Origin of the sequence: Sutcliffiella deserti, from assembly GCF_020037475.1 — a bacterium.
Classification (GTDB): domain Bacteria; phylum Bacillota; class Bacilli; order Bacillales; family Bacillaceae_I; genus Sutcliffiella_A; species Sutcliffiella_A deserti.
Window position 1 is genome coordinate 123,575 of sequence record NZ_JAIQDB010000001.1, and the last position, 20,751, is coordinate 144,325.

At 35.5% G+C, this 20,751-nt stretch carries 17 protein-coding genes, 4 pseudogenes and 1 other annotated feature; of the genes and pseudogenes, 19 read left to right on the top strand and 2 right to left on the bottom strand.

The annotated features are described in order from the left end of the window. Positions 1 to 61: 61 nt before the first annotated feature. Positions 62 to 871, bottom strand: coding sequence for a hypothetical protein (locus tag K9B36_RS00560; RefSeq protein ID WP_223699999.1), 810 nt, complete (start codon positions 869 to 871; stop codon positions 62 to 64). Between the two features lie 605 nt (positions 872 to 1,476). Here K9B36_RS00560 and K9B36_RS00565 point away from each other — a divergent pair. The 16 genes and pseudogenes from K9B36_RS00565 (at position 1,477) to K9B36_RS00635 (ending at position 14,703) form a co-directional block, all read left to right on the top strand. Next, positions 1,477 to 1,902 (top strand): NUDIX hydrolase, encoded by a 426-nt coding sequence (locus K9B36_RS00565; protein ID WP_223700000.1) that lies wholly within the window; start codon positions 1,477 to 1,479, stop codon positions 1,900 to 1,902. A gap of 132 nt (positions 1,903 to 2,034) precedes the next feature. Beyond that, positions 2,035 to 2,751 (top strand): GNAT family N-acetyltransferase, encoded by a 717-nt coding sequence (locus K9B36_RS00570; RefSeq protein ID WP_223700001.1) that lies wholly within the window; start codon positions 2,035 to 2,037, stop codon positions 2,749 to 2,751. Beyond that, a complete protein-coding gene (locus K9B36_RS00575) occupies positions 2,741 to 3,100 on the top strand; it encodes a YobA family protein (RefSeq protein ID WP_223700002.1) in 360 nt (119 codons plus the stop codon). Before K9B36_RS00570 ends, K9B36_RS00575 begins: the two co-directional genes overlap by 11 nt. A 153-nt stretch (positions 3,101 to 3,253) precedes the next feature. After that, complete coding sequence (locus K9B36_RS00580; protein ID WP_223700004.1) at positions 3,254 to 3,685, top strand: NUDIX hydrolase; 432 nt, start codon at positions 3,254 to 3,256, stop codon at positions 3,683 to 3,685. A gap of 86 nt (positions 3,686 to 3,771) precedes the next feature. Beyond that, a complete protein-coding gene (locus tag K9B36_RS00585; protein ID WP_223700006.1) occupies positions 3,772 to 3,972 on the top strand; it encodes an ATPase in 201 nt (66 codons plus the stop codon). 77 nt (positions 3,973 to 4,049) lie between these two features. Further along, a complete protein-coding gene (locus K9B36_RS00590) occupies positions 4,050 to 4,490 on the top strand; it encodes a pyridoxamine 5'-phosphate oxidase family protein (protein ID WP_223700008.1) in 441 nt (146 codons plus the stop codon). Positions 4,491 to 4,622: 132 nt separating this feature from the next. After that, a pseudogene (locus K9B36_RS00595) lies at positions 4,623 to 5,325 on the top strand (class I SAM-dependent methyltransferase); the annotation flags it as partial. Between the two features lie 111 nt (positions 5,326 to 5,436). Then, positions 5,437 to 5,991 (top strand): YdcF family protein, encoded by a 555-nt coding sequence (locus K9B36_RS00600; protein WP_223700011.1) that lies wholly within the window; start codon positions 5,437 to 5,439, stop codon positions 5,989 to 5,991. A 655-nt stretch (positions 5,992 to 6,646) separates the two neighbouring features. Continuing rightward, positions 6,647 to 8,998 (top strand): carbohydrate-binding domain-containing protein, encoded by a 2,352-nt coding sequence (locus tag K9B36_RS00605; protein WP_223700012.1) that lies wholly within the window; start codon positions 6,647 to 6,649, stop codon positions 8,996 to 8,998. Between the two features lie 778 nt (positions 8,999 to 9,776). Beyond that, a pseudogene (locus K9B36_RS00610) lies at positions 9,777 to 10,022 on the top strand (GyrI-like domain-containing protein); the annotation flags it as partial. 20 nt (positions 10,023 to 10,042) lie between these two features. Continuing rightward, a complete protein-coding gene (locus tag K9B36_RS00615) occupies positions 10,043 to 10,462 on the top strand; it encodes a VOC family protein (RefSeq protein ID WP_223700013.1) in 420 nt (139 codons plus the stop codon). Positions 10,463 to 10,615: 153 nt separating this feature from the next. Further along, positions 10,616 to 11,170 carry a GNAT family N-acetyltransferase gene (locus K9B36_RS00620; RefSeq protein WP_223700014.1) on the top strand — a complete coding sequence of 185 codons (555 nt, stop codon included), beginning with the start codon at positions 10,616 to 10,618 and terminating at the stop codon, positions 11,168 to 11,170. Between the two features lie 344 nt (positions 11,171 to 11,514). After that, positions 11,515 to 11,907 (top strand): annotated as a pseudogene (locus K9B36_RS16935) (NUDIX hydrolase); the annotation flags it as partial. A gap of 366 nt (positions 11,908 to 12,273) precedes the next feature. Then, entirely contained in the window at positions 12,274 to 12,756 is a 483-nt protein-coding gene (locus K9B36_RS17020; protein ID WP_399201365.1) for a GNAT family N-acetyltransferase, read from the top strand. A gap of 153 nt (positions 12,757 to 12,909) precedes the next feature. Continuing rightward, the gene (locus tag K9B36_RS00630; protein WP_223700016.1) at positions 12,910 to 13,560 is read left to right on the top strand and encodes a Type 1 glutamine amidotransferase-like domain-containing protein; all 651 of its coding nucleotides are present in this window, start codon (positions 12,910 to 12,912) and stop codon (positions 13,558 to 13,560) included. A 474-nt stretch (positions 13,561 to 14,034) separates the two neighbouring features. Then, a complete protein-coding gene (locus K9B36_RS00635) occupies positions 14,035 to 14,703 on the top strand; it encodes a DNA alkylation repair protein (protein WP_223700017.1) in 669 nt (222 codons plus the stop codon). 227 nt (positions 14,704 to 14,930) lie between these two features. Here the strand turns inward: K9B36_RS00635 and K9B36_RS17025 are convergent. Next, positions 14,931 to 15,026, bottom strand: a pseudogene (locus K9B36_RS17025) (hypothetical protein); the annotation flags it as partial. Between the two features lie 181 nt (positions 15,027 to 15,207). Here K9B36_RS17025 and K9B36_RS00645 point away from each other — a divergent pair. The 3 genes from K9B36_RS00645 (at position 15,208) to ileS (ending at position 20,069) form a co-directional block, all read left to right on the top strand. Next, a complete protein-coding gene (locus tag K9B36_RS00645) occupies positions 15,208 to 15,561 on the top strand; it encodes a hypothetical protein (protein WP_223700018.1) in 354 nt (117 codons plus the stop codon). Between the two features lie 159 nt (positions 15,562 to 15,720). Beyond that, positions 15,721 to 16,167 (top strand): NUDIX hydrolase, encoded by a 447-nt coding sequence (locus K9B36_RS00650; protein WP_223700019.1) that lies wholly within the window; start codon positions 15,721 to 15,723, stop codon positions 16,165 to 16,167. 525 nt (positions 16,168 to 16,692) lie between these two features. Next, positions 16,693 to 16,917 (top strand) — a binding site (T-box leader). A 62-nt stretch (positions 16,918 to 16,979) separates the two neighbouring features. Beyond that, positions 16,980 to 20,069: an isoleucine--tRNA ligase gene (gene ileS, locus K9B36_RS00655; protein WP_223700020.1), complete on the top strand. Its 3,090-nt coding sequence runs from the start codon at positions 16,980 to 16,982 to the stop codon at positions 20,067 to 20,069. Positions 20,070 to 20,751 lie beyond the last annotated feature (682 nt).

Sequence of the window (20,751 nt, forward strand, 5' to 3'; positions counted from 1 at the left end):
GCGTATTAATTGTTTATTTGTATGGAATAGTTTGATACTATAATGCCGAGTATAGATGAACTCAGCTTTTCTTAATTTTAGAAGGATTATTAACCTTGTATAGAACGGAATCTTCAATGACAAATTCCTCTTCAATCTCTTTACCTTTAGGTAGTTTCTTTTTAACAATTTTCCCGTCAAATTCAAGCTTCTCACCTGGTGTTAATTCGAACTTTTTTAACGTTTTCGAATGAGAGCACCACGCAAGACCCACATTTATAGGATTATCCTGATCAATGATTACATTCTCTAATACAACTACTTCGTCATTTTCTTCATTAAAATGATTCCAGCTTAAAGCTAGTTGCTTAACAGTAGCAGTAAAATGCACCTTATCTAACGGTAAATCTAGTTTTTCATTTTTTTCTTTATCCACTTTCTCTTTCTTAGGCGCCTTTTTATCCTGTTTAAAGGCTTTTTTCATTTCATTCTTTGAAGGAGCTACTGTAGGTTGTTTCTTTTCTACGGAAACAGCAGCAAGTGTTTCTTCCTTGTCAGATGAAGCAGGTATTGCTTTACCGAAATTAGGTGACTGCATTTCCTTTAAATACGCAGGATGAATGCAACTTAAATTACCATCTTGAAATTCAATGACAATCGTGTAGAGATCATTCTCTTTTCCGTACACCTCATAACCCTTAATAGAGACAAGTCGCTGGTATGTAGCATCCTTATACCAAAATTGTTTTTTCACTTCTTTTGTAGTGGATAACCCCCACTCTCTAACTTTGTCTTGATAGTGGGATTCGTCTGTAAAAGTTTCAAACTCGCCTTTAGGTGGCAAATATAATGTTCGATCAGAATCTTCAATGTGAGGTAAAATAATAGCCATAGTTCCACACCCTTTCCAAACTATTGTATACCAGCACAGATTTTTCACCAACTAATATAACTGAGATCTTCTTTAATAGGAGAGTGATTATAGGTCATATGTACCGTTGCTGTTATGGAGGAGAAAAATCTATGATATCGTGGGTAAAATTTTACATGGACTTATTTATCATTCACATAAGAATTATTTAATCCGAGTTAATATTTGATCATCCAACTTTTAAGTTTATAAACAACTTTTTCACTATATCGACCAATTGGAGTAATTAAGGTCATTTGACATTTTGCGACACAAACTGCGCTACCCTTTAACAAGGATTAGCGCTCATTTTCTTTTTATAGGCGTATAGATAAATAAAATATTGTTAGAATTATTTGATTATGAAATAATTGGTATTAAGATACATATTGGAAAAGAAGGTAGCATAGTCCAGTAAAGTAAGAGATGTTCTTCGTTAAGTAATAAATTCAAAGATCCTCTTGCACCAGAAAATAAAGGATCACTTGCTTCAAGGGAGCGGTTCTTGTAGTCATTTTTGGTATTAGCTTTATTGTGAATTTTTGAGCTATGAATAATGTATCTAATATCTAAAGGGGGATCATTTAATGTTTGTGGTTAATGTTGAGGGTGCCATTCAACGAAACGGACAATGGCTTTTAATCTTAAGAAGCGAAAAGGAAGAGCATGCAGGAGGAACACTTTCATTGGTCGGTGGAAAATGTGAACTTGAAGGTTTTTCATCAGATATTTTAGAAAGAACCTTAATAAGAGAGATTTTTGAGGAAGTAGGATGCGAAGTTACAGGTCTTAGATACGTAAATAGTTCATCCTTTGTTACTGACACAGGAATAAATGTGATAGATGTTGTTTTTCTATGTGAGTATAAGTCGGGAGAGCCTTATCCTAAAAGCAGTGAAGAGGTTGATGATATTAGGTGGATGACAACCTCAGAGATTCTAGCTGGTACAGACGTGCCAGGATATTTAAAGGAAAGCATTAAGCAAGCAGAGAAGATACTTCTAGAGATTTAATAAACTGAATATTCGTAGTACATATTTATTTTATGAGATCGATGCTGTAACAAGAAAATAACTAGTAATATGAGAGGTGATTGAGTGGATCACCTGATTCAGATAAAGGTATAAATTAAGAGGTGAAGCAACTTGAATTTATTTAATATCATTAAAAATCAAAATGAATATTGGTTAGTTGACCAAATCAAAAGGGATCATGTTCCAGAAGAATTATATTTTCGTCAATTGGAAGAAATTCTGGGAGATTGGAACCATCAGGGAATTGGCTATTTATCATTACTTATGGATGAAAGCTTTGAAGATTGGCTGCACCTAAAAATGTTTAGCAAGATTTCAAGTATCGTTGAGTATACAAAAATTCTGGAGAATTTGCCGGAAACAGATAATCTACTTGTTTGGCATTCTCTTTCGGAAGAAATGTTAAGTGAAAAAGAATATGAAAAATTATACGAGCTTTGCCGATCAGGGTCTGCCAATAAGAATACAAAACAACCTATTGACCAAGTAATGAACTCGATTAGAAATGAATTGGGGGCGGATTGGCATCGGCATTGTTATTATTTTAAGAAAGATGAAAATTTAATAGGGATAAGTATTCCTCATATTGAAATAGGAACAGAAGATGAAGGAAGATTATTTTATTTCGGTATCGTCCCTGACCTAAGAGGGCAAGGACTGGGGGCAAGTATCCACAACATCAGTATGGGATTACTCAAGCAATTTCAGGCCAACTATTATGTCGGCAGCACCGACGTTAACAATTCCTATATGATTAGAATCTTCGAGAAAAATGGATGTGAGCTCCGCGACCGGAAAGGTATATATAAGATAGTCAATGAACGTTAATTGGATTCGCGCTCTCCTTTTATTATTAATTGCATTTGTTTTTGCTGTAGGATGTACACTAATTGATGGAGAAACATTAGATTCTAGTATGAAGATAGAAGGTTATATACTTGAGGTTGAAGAAGGAAGAATATTAGTTGCTGAAAACATAACATGGAGTGAATATGAAGAAATTAGTGAAAAAACATTTCAAGAACTAGATGAAGAAAGAATTTCGTTGATTTACCTAAGTTATGAATCTACTAGTAATTTGAAGGTAGGGAAAAAAGTAAAGGTTTGGATAGAGGGTGGTATTAACGATTCATATCCGGTTCAAGCACATGCACAGAAGATTGAAGTAGTAGAGTAGAAAGTTACTAAAGTATGTTTTAATGACATATTATTTCATCGGATTTCCCTTAAATTATTCACCAATAAATAATTATTTTGTTTTTTACATTTAAGATAAGACGAGATTAATAATTTAGCCAACAGATAAAGTTTATAGAAATGGGGAAGTCAATTGGAACAAAGCGTAAAGAATATTTATTCACCACCAAAACATATAGTGTCAGCAGCGACTATTGTAATTAATGAACAAAAAGAAATTTTACTAATCAAGGGTCCTAGAAGAGGTTGGGAAATGCCAGGTGGGCAAGTAGAAGAAGGAGAGTCATTGAAAGATGCAGCAATAAGGGAAACTAAAGAAGAAACAGGTATTGATATCGAGGTTATAAAATTTTGTGGAATCATCCAAAACGTCAACCATTCAATATGTAATACGTTGTTCTTAGCTAATCCTGTTGGAGGTATATTAACAACTTCACCAGAAAGTTTGGAAGTTGGGTTCTATCCTATTGAGCAAGCTTTAGAAATGGTTACTTATATGAATTTCAGACAAAGAATTGAATACAGTTTAAATGAAGACTCACAACCTTTTTATATAGAATTCTAAAAAGGTTATAGTCAAAGGTAATTTGCTGAGCCAGACAATGATCTTCTGACTTTGAAAAATCAAAGCAAGAATAGGAGGTTAAGATTATGAGTAAATCCTTTTGGATCCCGTTAATGACTTCATTTGGTACGATGGTATTACTATATTTAATAGGCTATATAGCTGATATAGATTTTCTAATATTTAAAATCTCACTTGAACACACTGAGATAGCTCTATTACCAATTGCTGTTGGGTTATTAGTCGGGTTTATAAGTGAACGTATTGTCAAATTAAAAGCTCAATAATAGGTTACTATGTTGATATTTTAATGGTAGGCTGTGAAAACCAAAGTATGCTGATTTGAAATATTGGAGTGAAAAAAGTGGATATTATAACAGGTAACCGTAGCTTTGATTTAGAAGAATTTTTAACGAAACCTTTTTTTGCACATCTTTCAACGGCTTCATCAGAAGGACCAAGGGATTCTCCGGTGTGGTTTCTTTGGGAGAATAAGTTCCTTTGGATTATAGGAACTCCCGGAGATACTTTTCCGATAAGGATAGAAAAAACTCCCAATTGTGCTATCGGTGTTGTTGATTTTGATCCTTCTATAGGAAAGGTATTGCATGCTGGTTTTAGAGGAAAAGCAACCGCGGAACCATTTAACTTAGATTTAGCAAAACGATTGCTTTCAAAATATTTAGGTTCAAACGACAAGGACTGGGATCCTAGATTTAGAAACCAAGATCCAAAAAGTGTCTTGATACGCTTTGTACCTGAAACTGTAGTAGTTAGGGATCAATCTTATAAATTGAATAGATAATATATTAGTTTAATTAAAAGGATTTAGTAAGATATTGGTTTAGTCTTTACGGAGACAAAAAGAGGTTCCATTATAAATACGAACTCTTATTTAAGAATATATTTTAAATCATTTCCTTGAAGGGTGAATAAAATGAGTCTTCCTACTAGAGAAATTTATAATAAATTAGCTAATACATATCTTCACGATGTTGACGAGGGGAGTCCTTATACGCATATTATGAACGCCCGGCTATGATGACGGCTTTGTCAGCTAATTTAAACGGGAAAAAGGTGCTTGATGCGGGTTGTTCTGCTGGATGGTATTCTTCTCAATTATTGCAGGGAGGAGCGGAAGTTACTGGTTTAGACATTAGTCCTGAAATGGTGAAGGCTGCAAAGCTTCGTTTAGGGGAAGATGCAACATTCCTTTGTCATGATCTCCAAGAACCCCTTCCATTTAAGGATGATTCCTTTGATATAATTATAAGTTCACTTACACTACATTATCTAAAAGGATGGACATCCACCTTTCAAGAATTCAACCGCACTTTGAAAGCAGGCGGCATCTTTTTATTCTCGGTTCATCACCCTTTTATGGACTATACAAGACACAATTGTAAAGATTACTTTCAAACCCAACTTTTATCAGAAACTTGGAGTAAACCTAATATTACAATTGATGTCAGCTTTTACAGAAGGTCCATGCAAAGCATTGTAAATGAAACAACTCAACATTTCTCTCTTAGCAAGCTTATTGAACCCCAACCCCACGAAAGATGAAAGAAGTGAAGGAAAAAACATATCACTATCTTATGACAAGTCCTCATTTCCTTATTGTAAAAGCTACTTCAAAAAAAATCTGGAAATTCAGGTTTAAGAAGCTCCAGTGGATTCAAAAGTTTTTCGCACATTACAGCTAGATCCTGAGTTTAAATAGAGAGAAACGTTAAGAGGTGATTATACAGATGTCTAATCCGTTTGATTGTATTACTGAATTTATATTTGTTGAAACAAAAGTTGCTCTAGCAGATATAATCTTGGTTCCTGGTGCTAATCATCCAGAACTAATGGAAATGGCTGCTGACTTGTATAAACAAGGGTTAGCTCCTTACGTACTTCCATCTGGTGGACATAAACCACATGTTGGGACTACCGAGTGGGAGTATTTACGAAATATCGGTATAGAAAATGGAATACCTGAAGATGCGATATTAAAAGAAGACAAAGCTCAACATACATTAGAAAATGCACGTTTTTCGCTGGAAGTTCTGCTTAGCAAAGGTATAACCCCGAAAAAAGCAATTATAGTTTGTAAAGCAGGGCATGCACGGCGAGCCCTATTATGCTATCAAGCTGCATTTCCACAAGATTGTGAGTTTCTTGTCTCGCCTTGCGTGGATAGGTTTGGAATAACAAAGGAAAACTGGTATTTATCAGAAGTTGGTATTAATCGAATCATGAATGAAGTAAAGAAAATAGGTACATATTTTGGGGACTTTATTCCAAGTTGGATAAAGTGAGTTTTTTAAGTAAGGATGTTTGAATAATACATGAACCACTATAATGAATTTTTCATAAGCTAAGCAGCTCTAATTTTCCTCTCTACGAACTTGAGTGTTATGTTAGAAGTATGAACCTGGGAAATGTAAGACGGTATAAGGTCTTCAAAAGGATTAATTGTATATAAAAACCTTGCAAAAAGTAAATTTATTAGAATAATAAATTGTAGGAGGGAGCCGATGGTTATACTGATCAAGTTATACGAATATATAATCTAGTACTAAAGACATAATCAGGAAAGCGCTTTCTATTTTTATTGCCAGTTTCTTCTTTACACATTATAATAAAAATAATCGCTTTTTCACTTTGTGATTTCAAAAGCGCTCTCTTTTTAGAAGAAAAAGAAAGCGCTTTCGAAAAACTGAGCTACGATTAATAGTAATATTTTTTCAGTAACATCGAAAGACACTTTTCAATACATGGAGGTGTTTTATAGTATTATCTTATATATTATAGAAAATTGCGGATTTATTTTTCAAAATATTCAGTGAAATTTTGTCGCTATTCATGTACTTAGGTCATTAATTTGCAACAAAACGAAAGCGCTTTCGTTGTTATTTATAATAATCTAAAAAATATTAAATCGAAATTAAAACAAATAAAGGAGGATTTACATTGAAAAAGCAAATGATCAAAAAAGCATTTAGTAATGGGTTGATGTTTCTACTAATATTGTTATTGGTAGTTTCTATTTCCCCACCAGTTAGCGAAGCGGCGGAATCTGATTTTACACATTTACTTGGAAATAGTGCTGTTAAAAAACCATCCGAGGCTGGTGCTTTGCAGCTTTGTAATAAAGCCCCGGGAAAACCTGATCATGCTGGAACTTCTGGCAAGCCTAATCATGCTGGAAAACCAGGCAAGCCTAATCATGCCGGTAAACCCCAAAAGACTCTTTGTGATTCGAACGGAGATCCAATTCAACTTCGTGGGATGAGTACGCATGGTTTACAATGGTTCGGCGAAATCGTTAATAACAATGCTTTTGCGGCACTTTCTAATGATTGGGAATCTAATATGATTCGTTTAGCTATGTATGTTGGTGAAAACGGCTATGCTACTAATCCAGAAGTAAAGGATTTAGTATATGAAGGAATTGAACTTGCATTTGAAAATGATATGTATGTCATCGTGGACTGGCATGTCCATGCACCAGGTGACCCTAGAGCAGATGTTTATTCTGGTGCCTATGATTTCTTTAAAGAACTCGCGGATTATTATAAAGACCACCCGAAAAATCATTATATTATATGGGAATTAGCAAATGAGCCTAGCCCAAATAACAGTGGTGGCCCCGGTATTACAAATGATGAAGCCGGTTGGGAAGCAGTTAAAGAATATGCGGATCCTATTGTAAAAATGTTACGTAAAAGAGGAGACAACATCATTCTTGTTGGAAACCCTAACTGGAGCCAGCGCCCTGATTTAGCTGCCGACAATCCAATTAAGGCTAAGAATATAATGTATTCGGTACATTTTTACACTGGTACGCACGCACCTTCTGATGTAAGCTATCCAGCTGGCACACCAAGTGCTGACAGGGGAAATGTGATGGCTAATGCTAGATATGCTATGGAAAATGGTGCAGCTGTTTTTGCGACAGAATGGGGAACCAGTCAAGCAAGTGGAGATGGCGGACCCTACCTAGAGGAGACGGATGTTTGGCTAAATTACTTAAATGAAAATAATATTAGCTGGGCTAACTGGTCATTGACAAATAAAAATGAAACCTCTGGCTCATTCACTCCTTTTCAGCTTGGTAAGTCTGATGCCACCAATCTCGATCCAGGTGATGATCAAGTATGGGCACCTAACGAATTAAGTGTTTCCGGAGAATATGTACGTGCTCGTATTAAAGGGATTTCTTATGAACCATTTGACCGTACGAGATATTCCGAGGTTATTTGGGATTTTAACGATGGAACAACACAGGGATTTGGTTTAAATGTTGATAGTCCAATTAAAGACGGAATTTCGGTAATTAATTCAGAAAACTCACTGGAAGTTTCCGGTTTAAATGCGAGTAATGATATATCAGAGGGGAACTTTTGGGCTAACCTTCGGATTTCTGCAAATGCTTGGAGTGGTTCTGCAAATATTTTAGGTGCCGACGAGTTGAAAATAGATGTTATTGTGGACGCACCAGCAACTGTATCCATTGCGGCAATTCCACAAGGTGATGCTAATGGGTGGTGGACGAACCCTGCAAACGCAGTTATAGTAACTGAAGAAGACTTTGAGCCATATAAAGATGGTTATAAAGCTGTCTTAACTATTACAAAAGATGATGCACCAGGACTTGAAGTTATTGGAATGCATGAAAACGATAATGAATTAAAAAATATTGTTCTTTTTGTAGGTACTGACGGAGCTGACGTAATATCTCTTGATAATATTAGAGTTTCTGGTGCTATAATTGATATTCCAGTAATTCATGATCCAAAAGGCACTGCGACACTCCCTTCTGATTTTGAAGATGGAACACGACAAGGCTGGGACTGGAATCCTGAATCAGGTGTTAAAACTGCGCTAACAATCGAAGAAGCAAATGATTCTGATGCACTCTCCTTTGAATTTGCCTATCCGGTAGTAAAACCAGGTGATGGTTGGGCATCTGCTCCACGTCTAGAATTTTGGAAAGATAATTTAGTGCGGGGAGATAATGATAAAGTTGCATTTGATCTTTATATCGACCCAGTTCGTGCCACCGAAGGAGCGATGTCAATTAATCTTGTTTTCCAGCCGCCTGCTGCAGGATACTGGGCACAAGGCGGAACTTTCACAATAGATTTTGAAGCTTTAAATTCAGCAACCATTACAGATGAAGGATTATACCATTATGAAGTGAAAATTAATTTTGGAAATGTTTCAAATGATATAGTATTACGTAATATGATTCTAATTTTTGCAGACACAGAAAGCGATTTTGCAGGTAGACTATTTATTGATAATATAAAATTTGAATAAGAATCAGGTAATAAGGAAAGGCGCAGGAGCAAGCACTGCGTCTTCCAATGCTTGCTAAGCTTCGGAATGTTGCGGTTGAGGGAACTCGCTATATTTCATAGTTTATTTTTGATGGTGAAATTGGCACTGGTATGGGCGAAGAGTTACCTTTTTTAGAAAATGCAGAAGCATATAAAATAAGACTTTGGGACTTAATAGAAGAAGTAGGCTAATTAGTTTCTGTGGATATAAAGATATTTGAATTTATTTAATATTTTTCGTACTTATATTAAAAGTTCAGCGCTAAGACAACTAAGATTTTAATAAACTGCTAAAAGAATTTACTTAGATATTCAATTATTCCGGGTATTTGACAGATCAATTTATAGCTAACTCATTGTAAAATGGGTTGGCTTTTTGAGCTTGTCTTATCATATATTCGCCTCATAATTTATAGATTTTTAAAATTATTTAAAATGATTAAGCTCCTATAATTTCCCATAGTATGATAGAATAAGAATGAACGTTCGTTTATTTCGTTACATAAATTCATATGGGGTACAAATGAAAGTAACAAAGTATCGACAATTCTGGAATTTAGATAAATTGTTTCCTGCTGGAAGTGCGTCAACTCAATTTACTGACCATATAAACCGAAATAATCATTTAAGATGCTGCATTAGAAAAAGCTGAAACCAATGAAGAAAAACTTTATATACTTGATGAACAACTAAAGCGAAGTGTAATGAATTTCATGAATATTCCCCGATTAGAAACCTAAGATGGGTATTGGGTAGGCTTTCAAGTAGAGCAATTTGAGGATATTCTAGCTGATATGGTAGCTTTAACGATTCCTTCTCAAAGATATGCAGCTGCAAGGTATAACGGCTCTAATAAAGAGATTTTCAACGCTTATGAAGAACTACATAAATGGGCTTTACAATATGGTTATACGAGATTAACAGATAAATGGCATATTGAGATTTTTAAATCTTGGGAGAATCCTGAAAATGTGGAAGTAGAATTATTGGATACAATAGAATAAGAAAGTGGGGAGAAATTATTATGCAGGAAAAATTATGGAGAGTAGGAACAACCTATATACCCGTTACCAACGTAGAAAAATCAGCTGAATGGTATGTAAGGAACCTTGGTGCTGAGTTGAATTTCCGGGATGGGGAAAAGGCGATATTAAATTTGGCAGAACAAAGCATTTTTCTTGTTAGAGCAGCTCAGAACCAAACTTCGAACTTTATAGATATTCATGGTTCTGAGCGTTTTTCTCTAACTTTTGAAGTGAACGGAATGGATGCTTTAGAGAAGATACATCTTGACTTTACACAGAAGGATATAAAGGTAGGAGAGATTGAAGACAGAGGTCATGCAGGTAGAAATTTTGTCTTTGAAGATCTTGATGGAAATAAATTTGATGTGTGGAGCGAGTTAAGTCCAGCTTTTAAAGAGAAGTATTTCTCTAAATCATAAGCCTAATGCGAGTTTAAGTAGGTGGTACATTCTTGTTGCGGGACGGTATCTATGGAGTGTAATTGGATAGCCTAAAATGGATTTTTCCTTTATGTAGCGCAGTCGTTTTGGCGGGTTCCAAGTTATTTATAAAGAAAAAGAGGGATGGAATCCATGGGAGCGAATACCGAAATAGCAATTAACAGGATGGCTGAGGAAGATATTATGGATACGCTTTTACAGGACTTTAATAGATATCAGAAAACGACTCATGTATTTGTACAAGATGGTGAAGAAATTACCGTAATGAAGGATGAGTTCATCGACGACTGGGATGAGGGGAAAAAGCAGAAAATAAGTGCAGATTTAAGGAGAACCGCTGCAGCAGGAGGGGCGGTGATCGGAGCTCGGCGTGCCGGGATGCTTATAGGATTCGCAGTTTTAGAACCAGAGCGCTTTGGCAAAAAGGACGTCTACTTGGAGCTTTCCTACATTCACGTATCTAGAGAGCTAAGAGGGCAAGGATTAGGAAAGAAGCTTTTCCAGAAATCTCTTCAAACAGCAAAAGAAATGGGAGCCACCAAACTCTACATAGGTGCACATCCATCTGTAGATACACAGAAATTCTACCAGGAAATGGGTTGTGTGCTCGCTAAAGAAATCAACCAGAAAATCTACCAAAGAGAACCCCGCGACCTTCAGCTGGAAATCCCCACAAAAGAGGCCTGATCACCCCATATTAAATTGGTACTAGAATGGGAGCTGACCTATTACAACTTTAATGACAAATGGAATCGTCTGCATTGGGCAGTTGACAGTTACCAACTAGAAGGATTATGGGACAACATTTCTTTACTGGAAGCTCTATTTGATTCATGAACAAGCTGCAATGAACAAGTAAAGGACGCTATCAAAAGCCTAGGATCAGTGTTCATTTTAATTTTGCCTGAAAGAAGAATAACTTTTGTAGATATTTTTCAGATTATGGAATAATTCGTAATAAGTAAAGGAAAGAAATTTTGAAAAGGTATATAACAGTTGAGGTATGAAAAAAGAATTTGGGAGCGATTTCTATTAAAGAATGGTATGGTTCTGCAGCGATTTGTTTCAACGAAAATAAAGAAGTTCTTATGGTAAGAAGTAATGATTCTATGGGGTGGAGTGTTCCATCTGGAGGAATTGAAAAAGGAGAGACACCTGAGGAATGTTGCATAAGAGAAGTGAAAGAAGAAACAGGATATGATGTTAGAATTGTTGAGGTTTTGTTTGTCAAAGAGACTGAAATAAACGAAATAAAGGTAAATACTCATTACTTTAAAGTAGAAAAAATAGGGGAGAGCATAGGGATAAATGACCCTGACAAAACAATTATTGAAGCCGCTTGGAAGTCTTTATCAGAATTAGATAGTTTAATACATATGTATCCTGAAGATTTAGAAACAATTCAAAGGATGTTGAAAATGAAATTTATAGTTTATGATAATGCTCATGATTTTGAGAGAAAAATAGAGTCGTTTTTATTGGAAAAGGAAGATGTATTCAGTCTTTTTTACGGTGTCCTGCAAGCAATTAAAGCTGGTAACTATGAGAATCCATTTATGGCAACAATTGAGGAAGATGGAAATGTGTTAGCCTTTTTCCAAATGACACCCCCGCATCCGTTAAATCTTATTTTTGTTGATGAAAACCGTTTAGAAGAATTGATAGATTTCTTCATAAAAGTTATAGTCGAACTTGAAATAGACTTTCGTTCAATCATCAGTTTGAAAGAGTGGGCATACAAAGTCGCGGAGAAATGGGAAATTAAAACCGGTAAGGCTCATCAACTGCTTATGGATCAGGGATTGTATCGTTTAAATAGGGTCCATGAAACTCTTGAACATAGTCCCGGTTCTTGGCGTTATGCGGAAGAAAGTGATTCTGCACTTATCGAGAAGTGGTTCAACTCATTCGAAAATGATGCCGGACTGCCGATATCGCCAATCGAACAAGTAAAAAAACGTGTAGCAATGTTTCTAAAGGAACAAGAGGTTTTTATATGGGAGGATAAAGGAAAAATCGTATCTATGATGAAGAAGTCACGTCCTACAAAGAACGGTGTAACCGTTGGTTTGGTTTTTACTCCAAAGGAAGAACGCAAAAAAGGATATGCTCGAACTCTTGTTACGGCAGTATCAAGAGAACTACTTAAAGACTTCAACTTTTGCGTCCTGTACACAGATTTGATGAATCCGACATCAAATAAGATTTATAGGGAAATTGGCTATGAAATGATTGCAGACTCTGTTCATCTAGGTTTCGATAAAAGAGAATAATTCTGTTTCATTAACTAATAATATCAAATTGGATCTATAGCTATCTGACGCAATACCCTAATAAACGCTTGCGTCCATATATTAAAATAGGGCGTTATTGAGAATATTGTATGGGTGATAAGAAAACAGAATGAGTAATAACGGGGGAAACATATGAATATTCACTATTATTTAGGTTGGTTTAACAACTTTTTTCCAGAGAATTTGGTCAGAATTTTACAGCAGGATATTACTGATAGAAAATCGCTTGTTATGATTAGCTCGAATCCTATTCTTTATGAAGATGATGGTGCTACTGAGCGTTCGTGGCTTGACCAGGCAGGCATTATATTTGATGAATATCATTTAATTAATTTTCGGATTCACAAGGAAGAAGCACAAACGTTAATTCGAAATGCTTCAGTCATTTTCTTGTTGGGTGGAAGCATTCTTAAACAAAAAGATTTTTTAATGGAATATGAATTGTCTGATTTGATTAGAAAAAGCAAAGCCGTTGTTATGGGAGCAAGCGCTGGTGCTATCAATATGTCCGCTAAATGGTTATGCTCGAAAAACTTTGGAGATGAAGTAAGCTCTGTTTACGACGGAATCGGTCTTGACGATTTTTCTGTCCTGTCTCACTTTGATCTTGAAAATAACATTGCCCTGGTTCAAAGTGAACTGTCTCCCTTATCGGAAGAAATGAATATTTATGCTTCAAACAAAGATTGCGCTGTACGTACAAAGGGAGACAAAGTCGACATTTTTGGAAATGTATATTTAATCTCCCACTCAAAGATTCAGAAATTGAATGAGACGTTCTAGTTGCGGTGTATACCTTTGGCTTAATTGTAATAATTTCTTTATGTGAAGCTTCTGTTTTAAATTAGTGAAGTAGAAATAAGCAAGATAGGATTGTTTCTTCATTATCAAGAAAGCATAGACGTGCAGAACAGTCTTCAGCAATCGGGTGATATAATTGTAGCAACAATGACTTTTGTGTCATTCTTTTCGGCACAAAAGTCATAACATTCTTGTAAATTGACACAAAAGTATTAACAAATTTGTGAGAGCTGTATTATTCTCTATATTCCATTAAAGGATCAGATTGTTGAAGATGTAGTTTATCACCAGTAGTAGGGAACCGTACCCCGTACCATAAGTAACGGTGAAATGGATCACTCCTTGTACATTGTTATGGTACAATTGTATGCAATAAGACTTATAACGAAAATTTAATTTGATATATCCCGCCAATGACATATTATGAAACAGTGCTTTAATAAGGAGTTGTGTCAAATGAATAAAAATAAAAGCACAGAAATAAAACGCTCAACAAAAGCAGAAAACATTCTACCTCTGATCAATAATAAAACTAAGCTAGGCGACTTACGAAAAATCGCGAAGGACATTAAAAAAGATCACGAACTAGCTATGGAACTTTGGTCCACCGGAGAGTTTTTGCCTAGACTATTGGCAATCTTAATTATGGACAAAAAACTTCTTTCACAAGATGTACTAAATAAGCTTGATAAGGATATGCAGACTCACACATTTGATGAGCGAAAAAATATAATGGATTGGTTAATGGCTAATCAGCTCACCAAAGACAAGAAGAACATTGCATTGATGAAGTTATGGGAAAATAGTCCTTCTGCTCTTCAAAGGCGAGCTTTCTGGTATTTTCAAGGGCGTTTGAGATGGACTGGACAAACACCGCCTGATAACACCGCAGACTTACTATCTGCAATTGAATCTAATATTACGCAGGAAGAACCGGAAGTTCAATGGGCTATGAATTTCACCGCAGGCTGGATAGGCGTTTATGATGAAAAGTATCGAGCACGTTGTATTAAACTTGGTGAGAAAACGGGTCTTTACAAAGATGAAATGGTATCAAAAGGATGTACTCCCAATTATTTGCCGGAGTTCATTGCGATTGAAGTTAACAAACGAATTAATAATTAGTTACCACTGAAAAATTCATATGGGTTTGATGTGAAAATAAAGGAATTCAAAGCCTCCAAGCAAAAAGGATCTGAAAGTAAGCTTCCAGATCCTTTTTGCTTGGAGGGAACTTTCAAAAATTTATTATGAGAAATTTTAAAATTCATTTGATGGAGAAGGTGTGGGCTATTTGACGCTTACTTTGATTCGGATAAATTTCTATTTATAGTGATCTTTTTGTAACTAACTCCCCTTGCATGCAGATATCCTTTGAAGTAAGACAAAAACTTCCGAGGGTGTTTGCTCGCACGAGTTTGCTGATAATCATAAAGGATAATAGCTGGATTAGATTTACTTGTTAATCTTCAGCTACAAGGAGCTTATCCGGCAACCAGGTAAGCTTCTTTTTTTTGGAAAAATATATCTTGAGTAAATGCCTAATATTTGAAATAATTGGTATTAAGCAAAAGGGCAGGATTCTTTAACAAAGTTATTAGTCTTTATTCGAGAGAAAGGAGGGCTTTTTTGAAATTACTTAAATCGGCTATTCTATCAATTATAGTAGTAATTGTAGTTTGGAATGCTATCGATTTTATTAGATACAGTAATTTTGATGAAAAGAAAAAAATAGAAGAAGTAAAAGGAGATACTTTAGTGCTAACTGTTCTTAAAGTTGAACCTGATGCTTCGTATATGCTTTTAGAAGTGAAAATTACAGATGAAACCAAAATATCAGGCTTCGGTCCAAAAGCCCTCTTTGTAAACAGCTTTGAAGATTTAAAAAAAGGTCAAAAAGTAAGAGGTTGGTATTCCACCAACACTAATAATGAGAATATAGCTGAAAAAGTGGTAGTATATAACTTGTTTAATTTTCATTAAATGTTATTCAGTTAAATGGAGCTTTTCTTGAATAGTTGTGCAGCATAGATATCCAAGAACGTTCTTCCATTAAATTGGAGCAATCATGGAACAAGAAGTAGTGCTACTTTTCATTTGGGCGATTTAACGAAATTTAATGATATAAAGGGGAAAAAGATTGTGGAATACTTTAAATATTTAAGGCAGTACGTGGGCCAGAGACCAGTTATTTTACCTGGATCTGTTGTTATCATTTTAAATGAACAAAATGAGATATTATTGCAAAAAAGACTAAATGGAAATTGGGGATTGCCAGGTGGTTTAATGGATTTGGGGGAAAGTTTTGAAGAAGTGGCGAAAAGAGAAGTTTTTGAAGAAACAGGATTAGCAGTTGCAAATCTAAAATTACTTAATGTGTACTCTGGTTCAAAATATTACTTAAAAGTTCCAAATGGGGACGAATTATATTCGGCAACAGCTGTTTATTATACCAATGATGTCAGTGGGGATTTGAAGATAGATTATAACGAGTCAAAAGATATGAAGTATTTCACTGCGGATAATTTGCCTAGTAAATTAAATGATATTGATAAAGGGTTTATTGAGGAATATGTAAATAGAAAATAAACTTATATCATGGGAGATATTAATGAGAACTAATATTGCTCTAGGCCAGTTTAAACCAACACTTAATGTTTCAAAGAATCTTAAGAAATTGGTTAAAATGATAACAGAAGGTAGTGAAAAAGACTTCATGGTAATGCCTGAGGGCTGTATATCATAGAGCAAGCACTAATAAAACTTCAATCTTATACGAAAAAACACCATGTGAATTGTGAGTCATTTGAAAGAATACAAATAGATTTAAGCCAAAGTCGAATTGATTTAATTGATGTCATATTTTAAAGATCTTTTATTCAATAGTCAGGAGAACTAGCAAAATCAAGTATTCTATTTATGTAAGTACTCTTCCAAAATCGGGTGAAATTAATTAATTTCATAAGTGTATAAAAATTCTATAAAGTACCTCATATTAGCCTTAATTCTCAAAGAGCAGTAGTTCCTTTTAATAAAGATTATAATTATAATTTACAGAATTTTCTTTGACAAAAGCAATGCATTCGTTGTATTATATTGGAAAACTATTTATTACGTTATTTTATGACGAGAAGAGTAGGCTATAATCCCTGTCTATAGAGAGTCGCTGTTAGCTGGAAAAGCGATGACATATTTAAGTTGAAAATCATCTCCGAGAAGTTTACCTGAAATTACTTTGTAGGGTGAACCGGTCAATGGCCGTTATCCGTTTCGTTTACCAAGTGCCGTGAGAAAGATTACGGAATATGGGTGGTACCGCGGATTCAATCCGTCCCTGTTTAGCTTTATATACAGGGGCGGATTTTTTGTTTTATATAAAAATGTTTAATGAGGTGATTTAATTGCGTAATGTCAATACAAAAGAGGCAGCTTTGGAACGTGAGAACAGAGTTAAGAATTTCTGGAAAGAAAAAAATGTATTTAATCGTTCTATTGAAAATCGCGATGGAGCAGAAACCTTTGTGTTTTATGAAGGTCCTCCAACAGCAAATGGCCTCCCGCACGCAGGGCATGTACTTGGACGAGTCATTAAAGACTTTGTGGCTAGATATAAGACAATGTCTGGATATCAAGTATTTCGTAAGGGGGGCTGGGATACGCATGGATTACCTGTTGAGCTCGAGGTAGAAAAACAACTTGGGATTTCAGGAAAACAAGAGATCGAAGCATATGGTGTGGAAAAGTTTATTGAGGAATGTAAAAACAGTGTATTTAATTATGAAAAACAGTGGAGGGACTTTACAGAATCCATAGGATATTGGCTTGATATGGAAGATCCATATGTTACTTTGGAAAATAAATATATTGAAAGCGTTTGGTATATTTTAAGTGATCTTCATCGTCGCGAATTATTGTATAAAGGTCATCGTGTTACGCCTTATTGTCCAAGTTGCCAAACAACATTGAGCTCTCATGAGGTTGCACAGGGATACAAGGATGTGAAGGATCTTTCAGCAACAGCTAAATTTAAACTAGTAGATAAAGAAAATGAATACTTCCTAGGTTGGACCACTACTCCATGGACCCTTCCTGCCAATGTCGCACTTGCTGTGAACCCTGAGCTTACTTATATTAGAGCTAAAAAGGGGGAAGAAATTTTTATCGTTGCAGAAGATTTAGCCAGTAAGAATCTAGGAGAAAATTTTGAAGTGATTTCTTCGCATAAAGGTAGCGAATTTAAAAATGTTGCCTACCTTGCTCCGTTCCCTTACATGAAACCAGAACGTGGACATTTTGTTGTCGAGGGCGATTTTGTCAATGCATACAGTGGAACGGGGATTGTCCACATCGCTCCAGCATACGGGGAAGATGATTATAACTTAGTCAAGCAACATGATCTTTCCTTTTTTAATGTTGTAGATGGAAAAGGTTGTTATACAGAAGAAATTCCTCCTTTTGCAGGTCGTTTCGTAAAAGATTGCGATGTAGATATTGTAAAGTACTTAGCGAATGAAGGGCTTCTATTCCATAAAGAAAAATATGAACATAGTTATCCTCACTGCTGGCGTTGTGATTCTCCACTGCTATATTATGCTATCGAAAGTTGGTTCATCAAGACAACGGAACTAAGAGATCAATTTTTGCAAAACAACCAGAAAGTGGAATGGTATCCGGCTCATATCAAGGATGGGCGTTTTGGAAACTTCTTGGAGAATATGGTCGATTGGAACATAGGACGAAATCGCTATTGGGGTACTCCTCTTCCGGTGTGGATTTGTGATTCTTGTGAACATCAATATGCTCCGAATAGTGAGGCGGACCTTAAAGCAAGGGCAATAGTTGATATCGAGGAAATTGAGCTTCATAAACCATATGTAGATCGGATTCATTTGGAGTGCGAAAAATGTAAAGGTTCTATGTCTCGTGTTTCAGAAGTTATAGATGTTTGGTTCGATAGTGGCTCCATGCCTTTCGCTCAGCATCATTATCCATTTGAAAACAAAGAGAAATTCGAACAGCAGTTTCCGGCAGATGTCATATGTGAAGGGATAGACCAGACTCGTGGATGGTTCTATAGCCTGCTTGCCGTATCAACCTTGTTTACAGGAAAGGTTCCTTACAAACGTGTATTATCTACAGGCCATATCTTGGATGAAGAGGGACGGAAAATGTCAAAAAGCAAAGGGAATGCATTAAACCCGATGGATTTGGTGGATAAATTTGGGGCAGATGCGTTCCGATGGGCGCTTCTGGCTGATAGTGCTCCTTGGAATAATAAGCGATTCTCAGAACGTGTGGTTATAGAAGCGAAGTCAAAAGTAATTGACACGCTAGTCAATATGCACGGCTTCTATACCTTATACGCAAACATAGATGGCTATCAATTTAATGAAACAGAAACTGGTGAAAAGACATTATTAGACAGGTGGGTTTTAGCTCGTTTAAATAGCGTAACAGCAATTGTTTCGGAAGCTTTGGAAGAATATGATTTTACTAAGGCAGCAAAAGCACTTGAAACATACGTAGATGAAATTAGTAACTGGTATATCCGACGTTCTCGTGATCGCTTTTGGAAAGAGGGGATGACGGAAAACAAAAAAGCAGCATACCATACACTTCATCAAGTGCTGGTACGTACAAGTCAACTCCTAGCTCCATATATACCGTTTCTTGCGGAAGATATCCACCTTAATTTGACAGGAGAAAGTGTCCACCTTACTCACTTTCCTAAAGTAATTGCAAAGGAAGTAGATTCAAAGTTAGAAAAGGAAATGGATGCGGTTTTACAAGTTGTAGAGTTAGCAAGAGGTGTACGTAATGCCGAAGCAATTAAAACGAAGCAACCACTTTCTGAATTAGTCGTAATTCCTGTTGACCCCGAGATGGGGAAAGCCCTAGATAGGTATAGCGAGATCATTAGAGACGAAATCAATGTGAAAAATGTGTTAGTTAAACAAACCTCTGACGACCTCGTCCGTTATGATATAAAGCTGAATTTCCGAGTGGCAGGACCTGTTCTAGGAAAAGAGATTAGTACGGTTAAAGGATATTTAGAGAAATTATCTGAAGAAGAAGTTGCAAAAGTCGTTCAAGCTCAAAAAGTGATGGTTCCAACTGGTGCAGGAATAATAGAGGTGCCTTTAGACCTTCTCGTTGTGGAAAGAGTAGCCGAATCAGGTTTAGCGATGGGGGGAAATCAGTATTTTAACGTTGTACTGGATACTACCATTACTGAAGAGCTTCGTTTAGAAGGGCTTGCAAGGGAAGTCATCCGTGCAATCCAAGATGAACGTAAAAAACTCGACTTACCCATTGACCTTCGTGTTGACATACTATTAGATGGGGACAATGATGTGAAAAACGCAATAAGACAAAATGAAGAAATGATTCGTAAAAATGTTCTTGTTAATAAATTGAATATTGGTGAATACGAAGATATGAAAGAAGTCTCACTTGGTAAAAAACAAGTTAAGGTTGCAATAAAAAATTAAAAATATGAAAGAGTCCTGTTGGTGTATTCCAGGACTCTTTCGATTTTTTCAGAACTTTCTCATATCTAGGATATTCAGCAATCGGGCGCAATTCCTGAGTAAACAAACCTAAATTTCTCATTTATAACAGTGAGAGATTGAGGCTTTTAAATATGTATATCTTATTAAATACATATTTTCCTGCAGGTAACTGATTATTTTAAATAAAGTAGTTTGATAAGGTTTTATCGAAAGTACAGATATTAACATAAAATATATGTTGCTTAAGGGGATATAAATGAATAAAGAAAGCATTATAAAAGAAAAGATAAGTTTAGTAGAATGGCTCTCACTTTAAAAAACATTTATGATCATCCACAATTGGAGAAAGTTCAACTAGAAAAATTTGAAACAATTCACAAAGTTTATTGTGTCGCTCGTCATCAATAGAAGGAGAGGATTGATTATAACATAATAAATTTTAAATATTCTAGTTTACATAATATATATTATAGGAAGTTAGTAGTGAATAACGTTTTCCGTATCACATACCTAGTATACTTTTGATAATGAGACAGAAAAAGAGAAATTTCTTTAATTAGTGTGTTTTGTTGTAACTTGATATTTCATTTAGTCCAGCTTATAAAGTAATTTTACCTATTGTCTATTTATAAAATTTCTTTAAAATTGGCCCCTGTTGAAC

What these genes read in the sequence shown, in the direction of transcription:
- K9B36_RS00620 (WP_223700014.1), top strand. Translation starts at nt 10,616, where the DNA reads ATGGGAGCGAATACCGAAATAGCAATTAACAGGATGGCTGAGGAAGAT.
- K9B36_RS00565 (WP_223700000.1), top strand. Translation starts at nt 1,477, where the DNA reads ATGTTTGTGGTTAATGTTGAGGGTGCCATTCAACGAAACGGACAATGG.
- K9B36_RS00600 (WP_223700011.1), top strand. Translation starts at nt 5,437, where the DNA reads ATGTCTAATCCGTTTGATTGTATTACTGAATTTATATTTGTTGAAACA.
- K9B36_RS00635 (WP_223700017.1), top strand. Translation starts at nt 14,035, where the DNA reads ATGAATAAAAATAAAAGCACAGAAATAAAACGCTCAACAAAAGCAGAA.
- K9B36_RS00575 (WP_223700002.1), top strand. Translation starts at nt 2,741, where the DNA reads ATGAACGTTAATTGGATTCGCGCTCTCCTTTTATTATTAATTGCATTT.
- K9B36_RS17020 (WP_399201365.1), top strand. Translation starts at nt 12,274, where the DNA reads ATGGATCAGGGATTGTATCGTTTAAATAGGGTCCATGAAACTCTTGAA.
- K9B36_RS00560 (WP_223699999.1), bottom strand. Translation starts at nt 871, where the DNA reads ATGGCTATTATTTTACCTCACATTGAAGATTCTGATCGAACATTATAT.
- K9B36_RS00615 (WP_223700013.1), top strand. Translation starts at nt 10,043, where the DNA reads ATGCAGGAAAAATTATGGAGAGTAGGAACAACCTATATACCCGTTACC.
- K9B36_RS00630 (WP_223700016.1), top strand. Translation starts at nt 12,910, where the DNA reads ATGAATATTCACTATTATTTAGGTTGGTTTAACAACTTTTTTCCAGAG.
- K9B36_RS00585 (WP_223700006.1), top strand. Translation starts at nt 3,772, where the DNA reads ATGAGTAAATCCTTTTGGATCCCGTTAATGACTTCATTTGGTACGATG.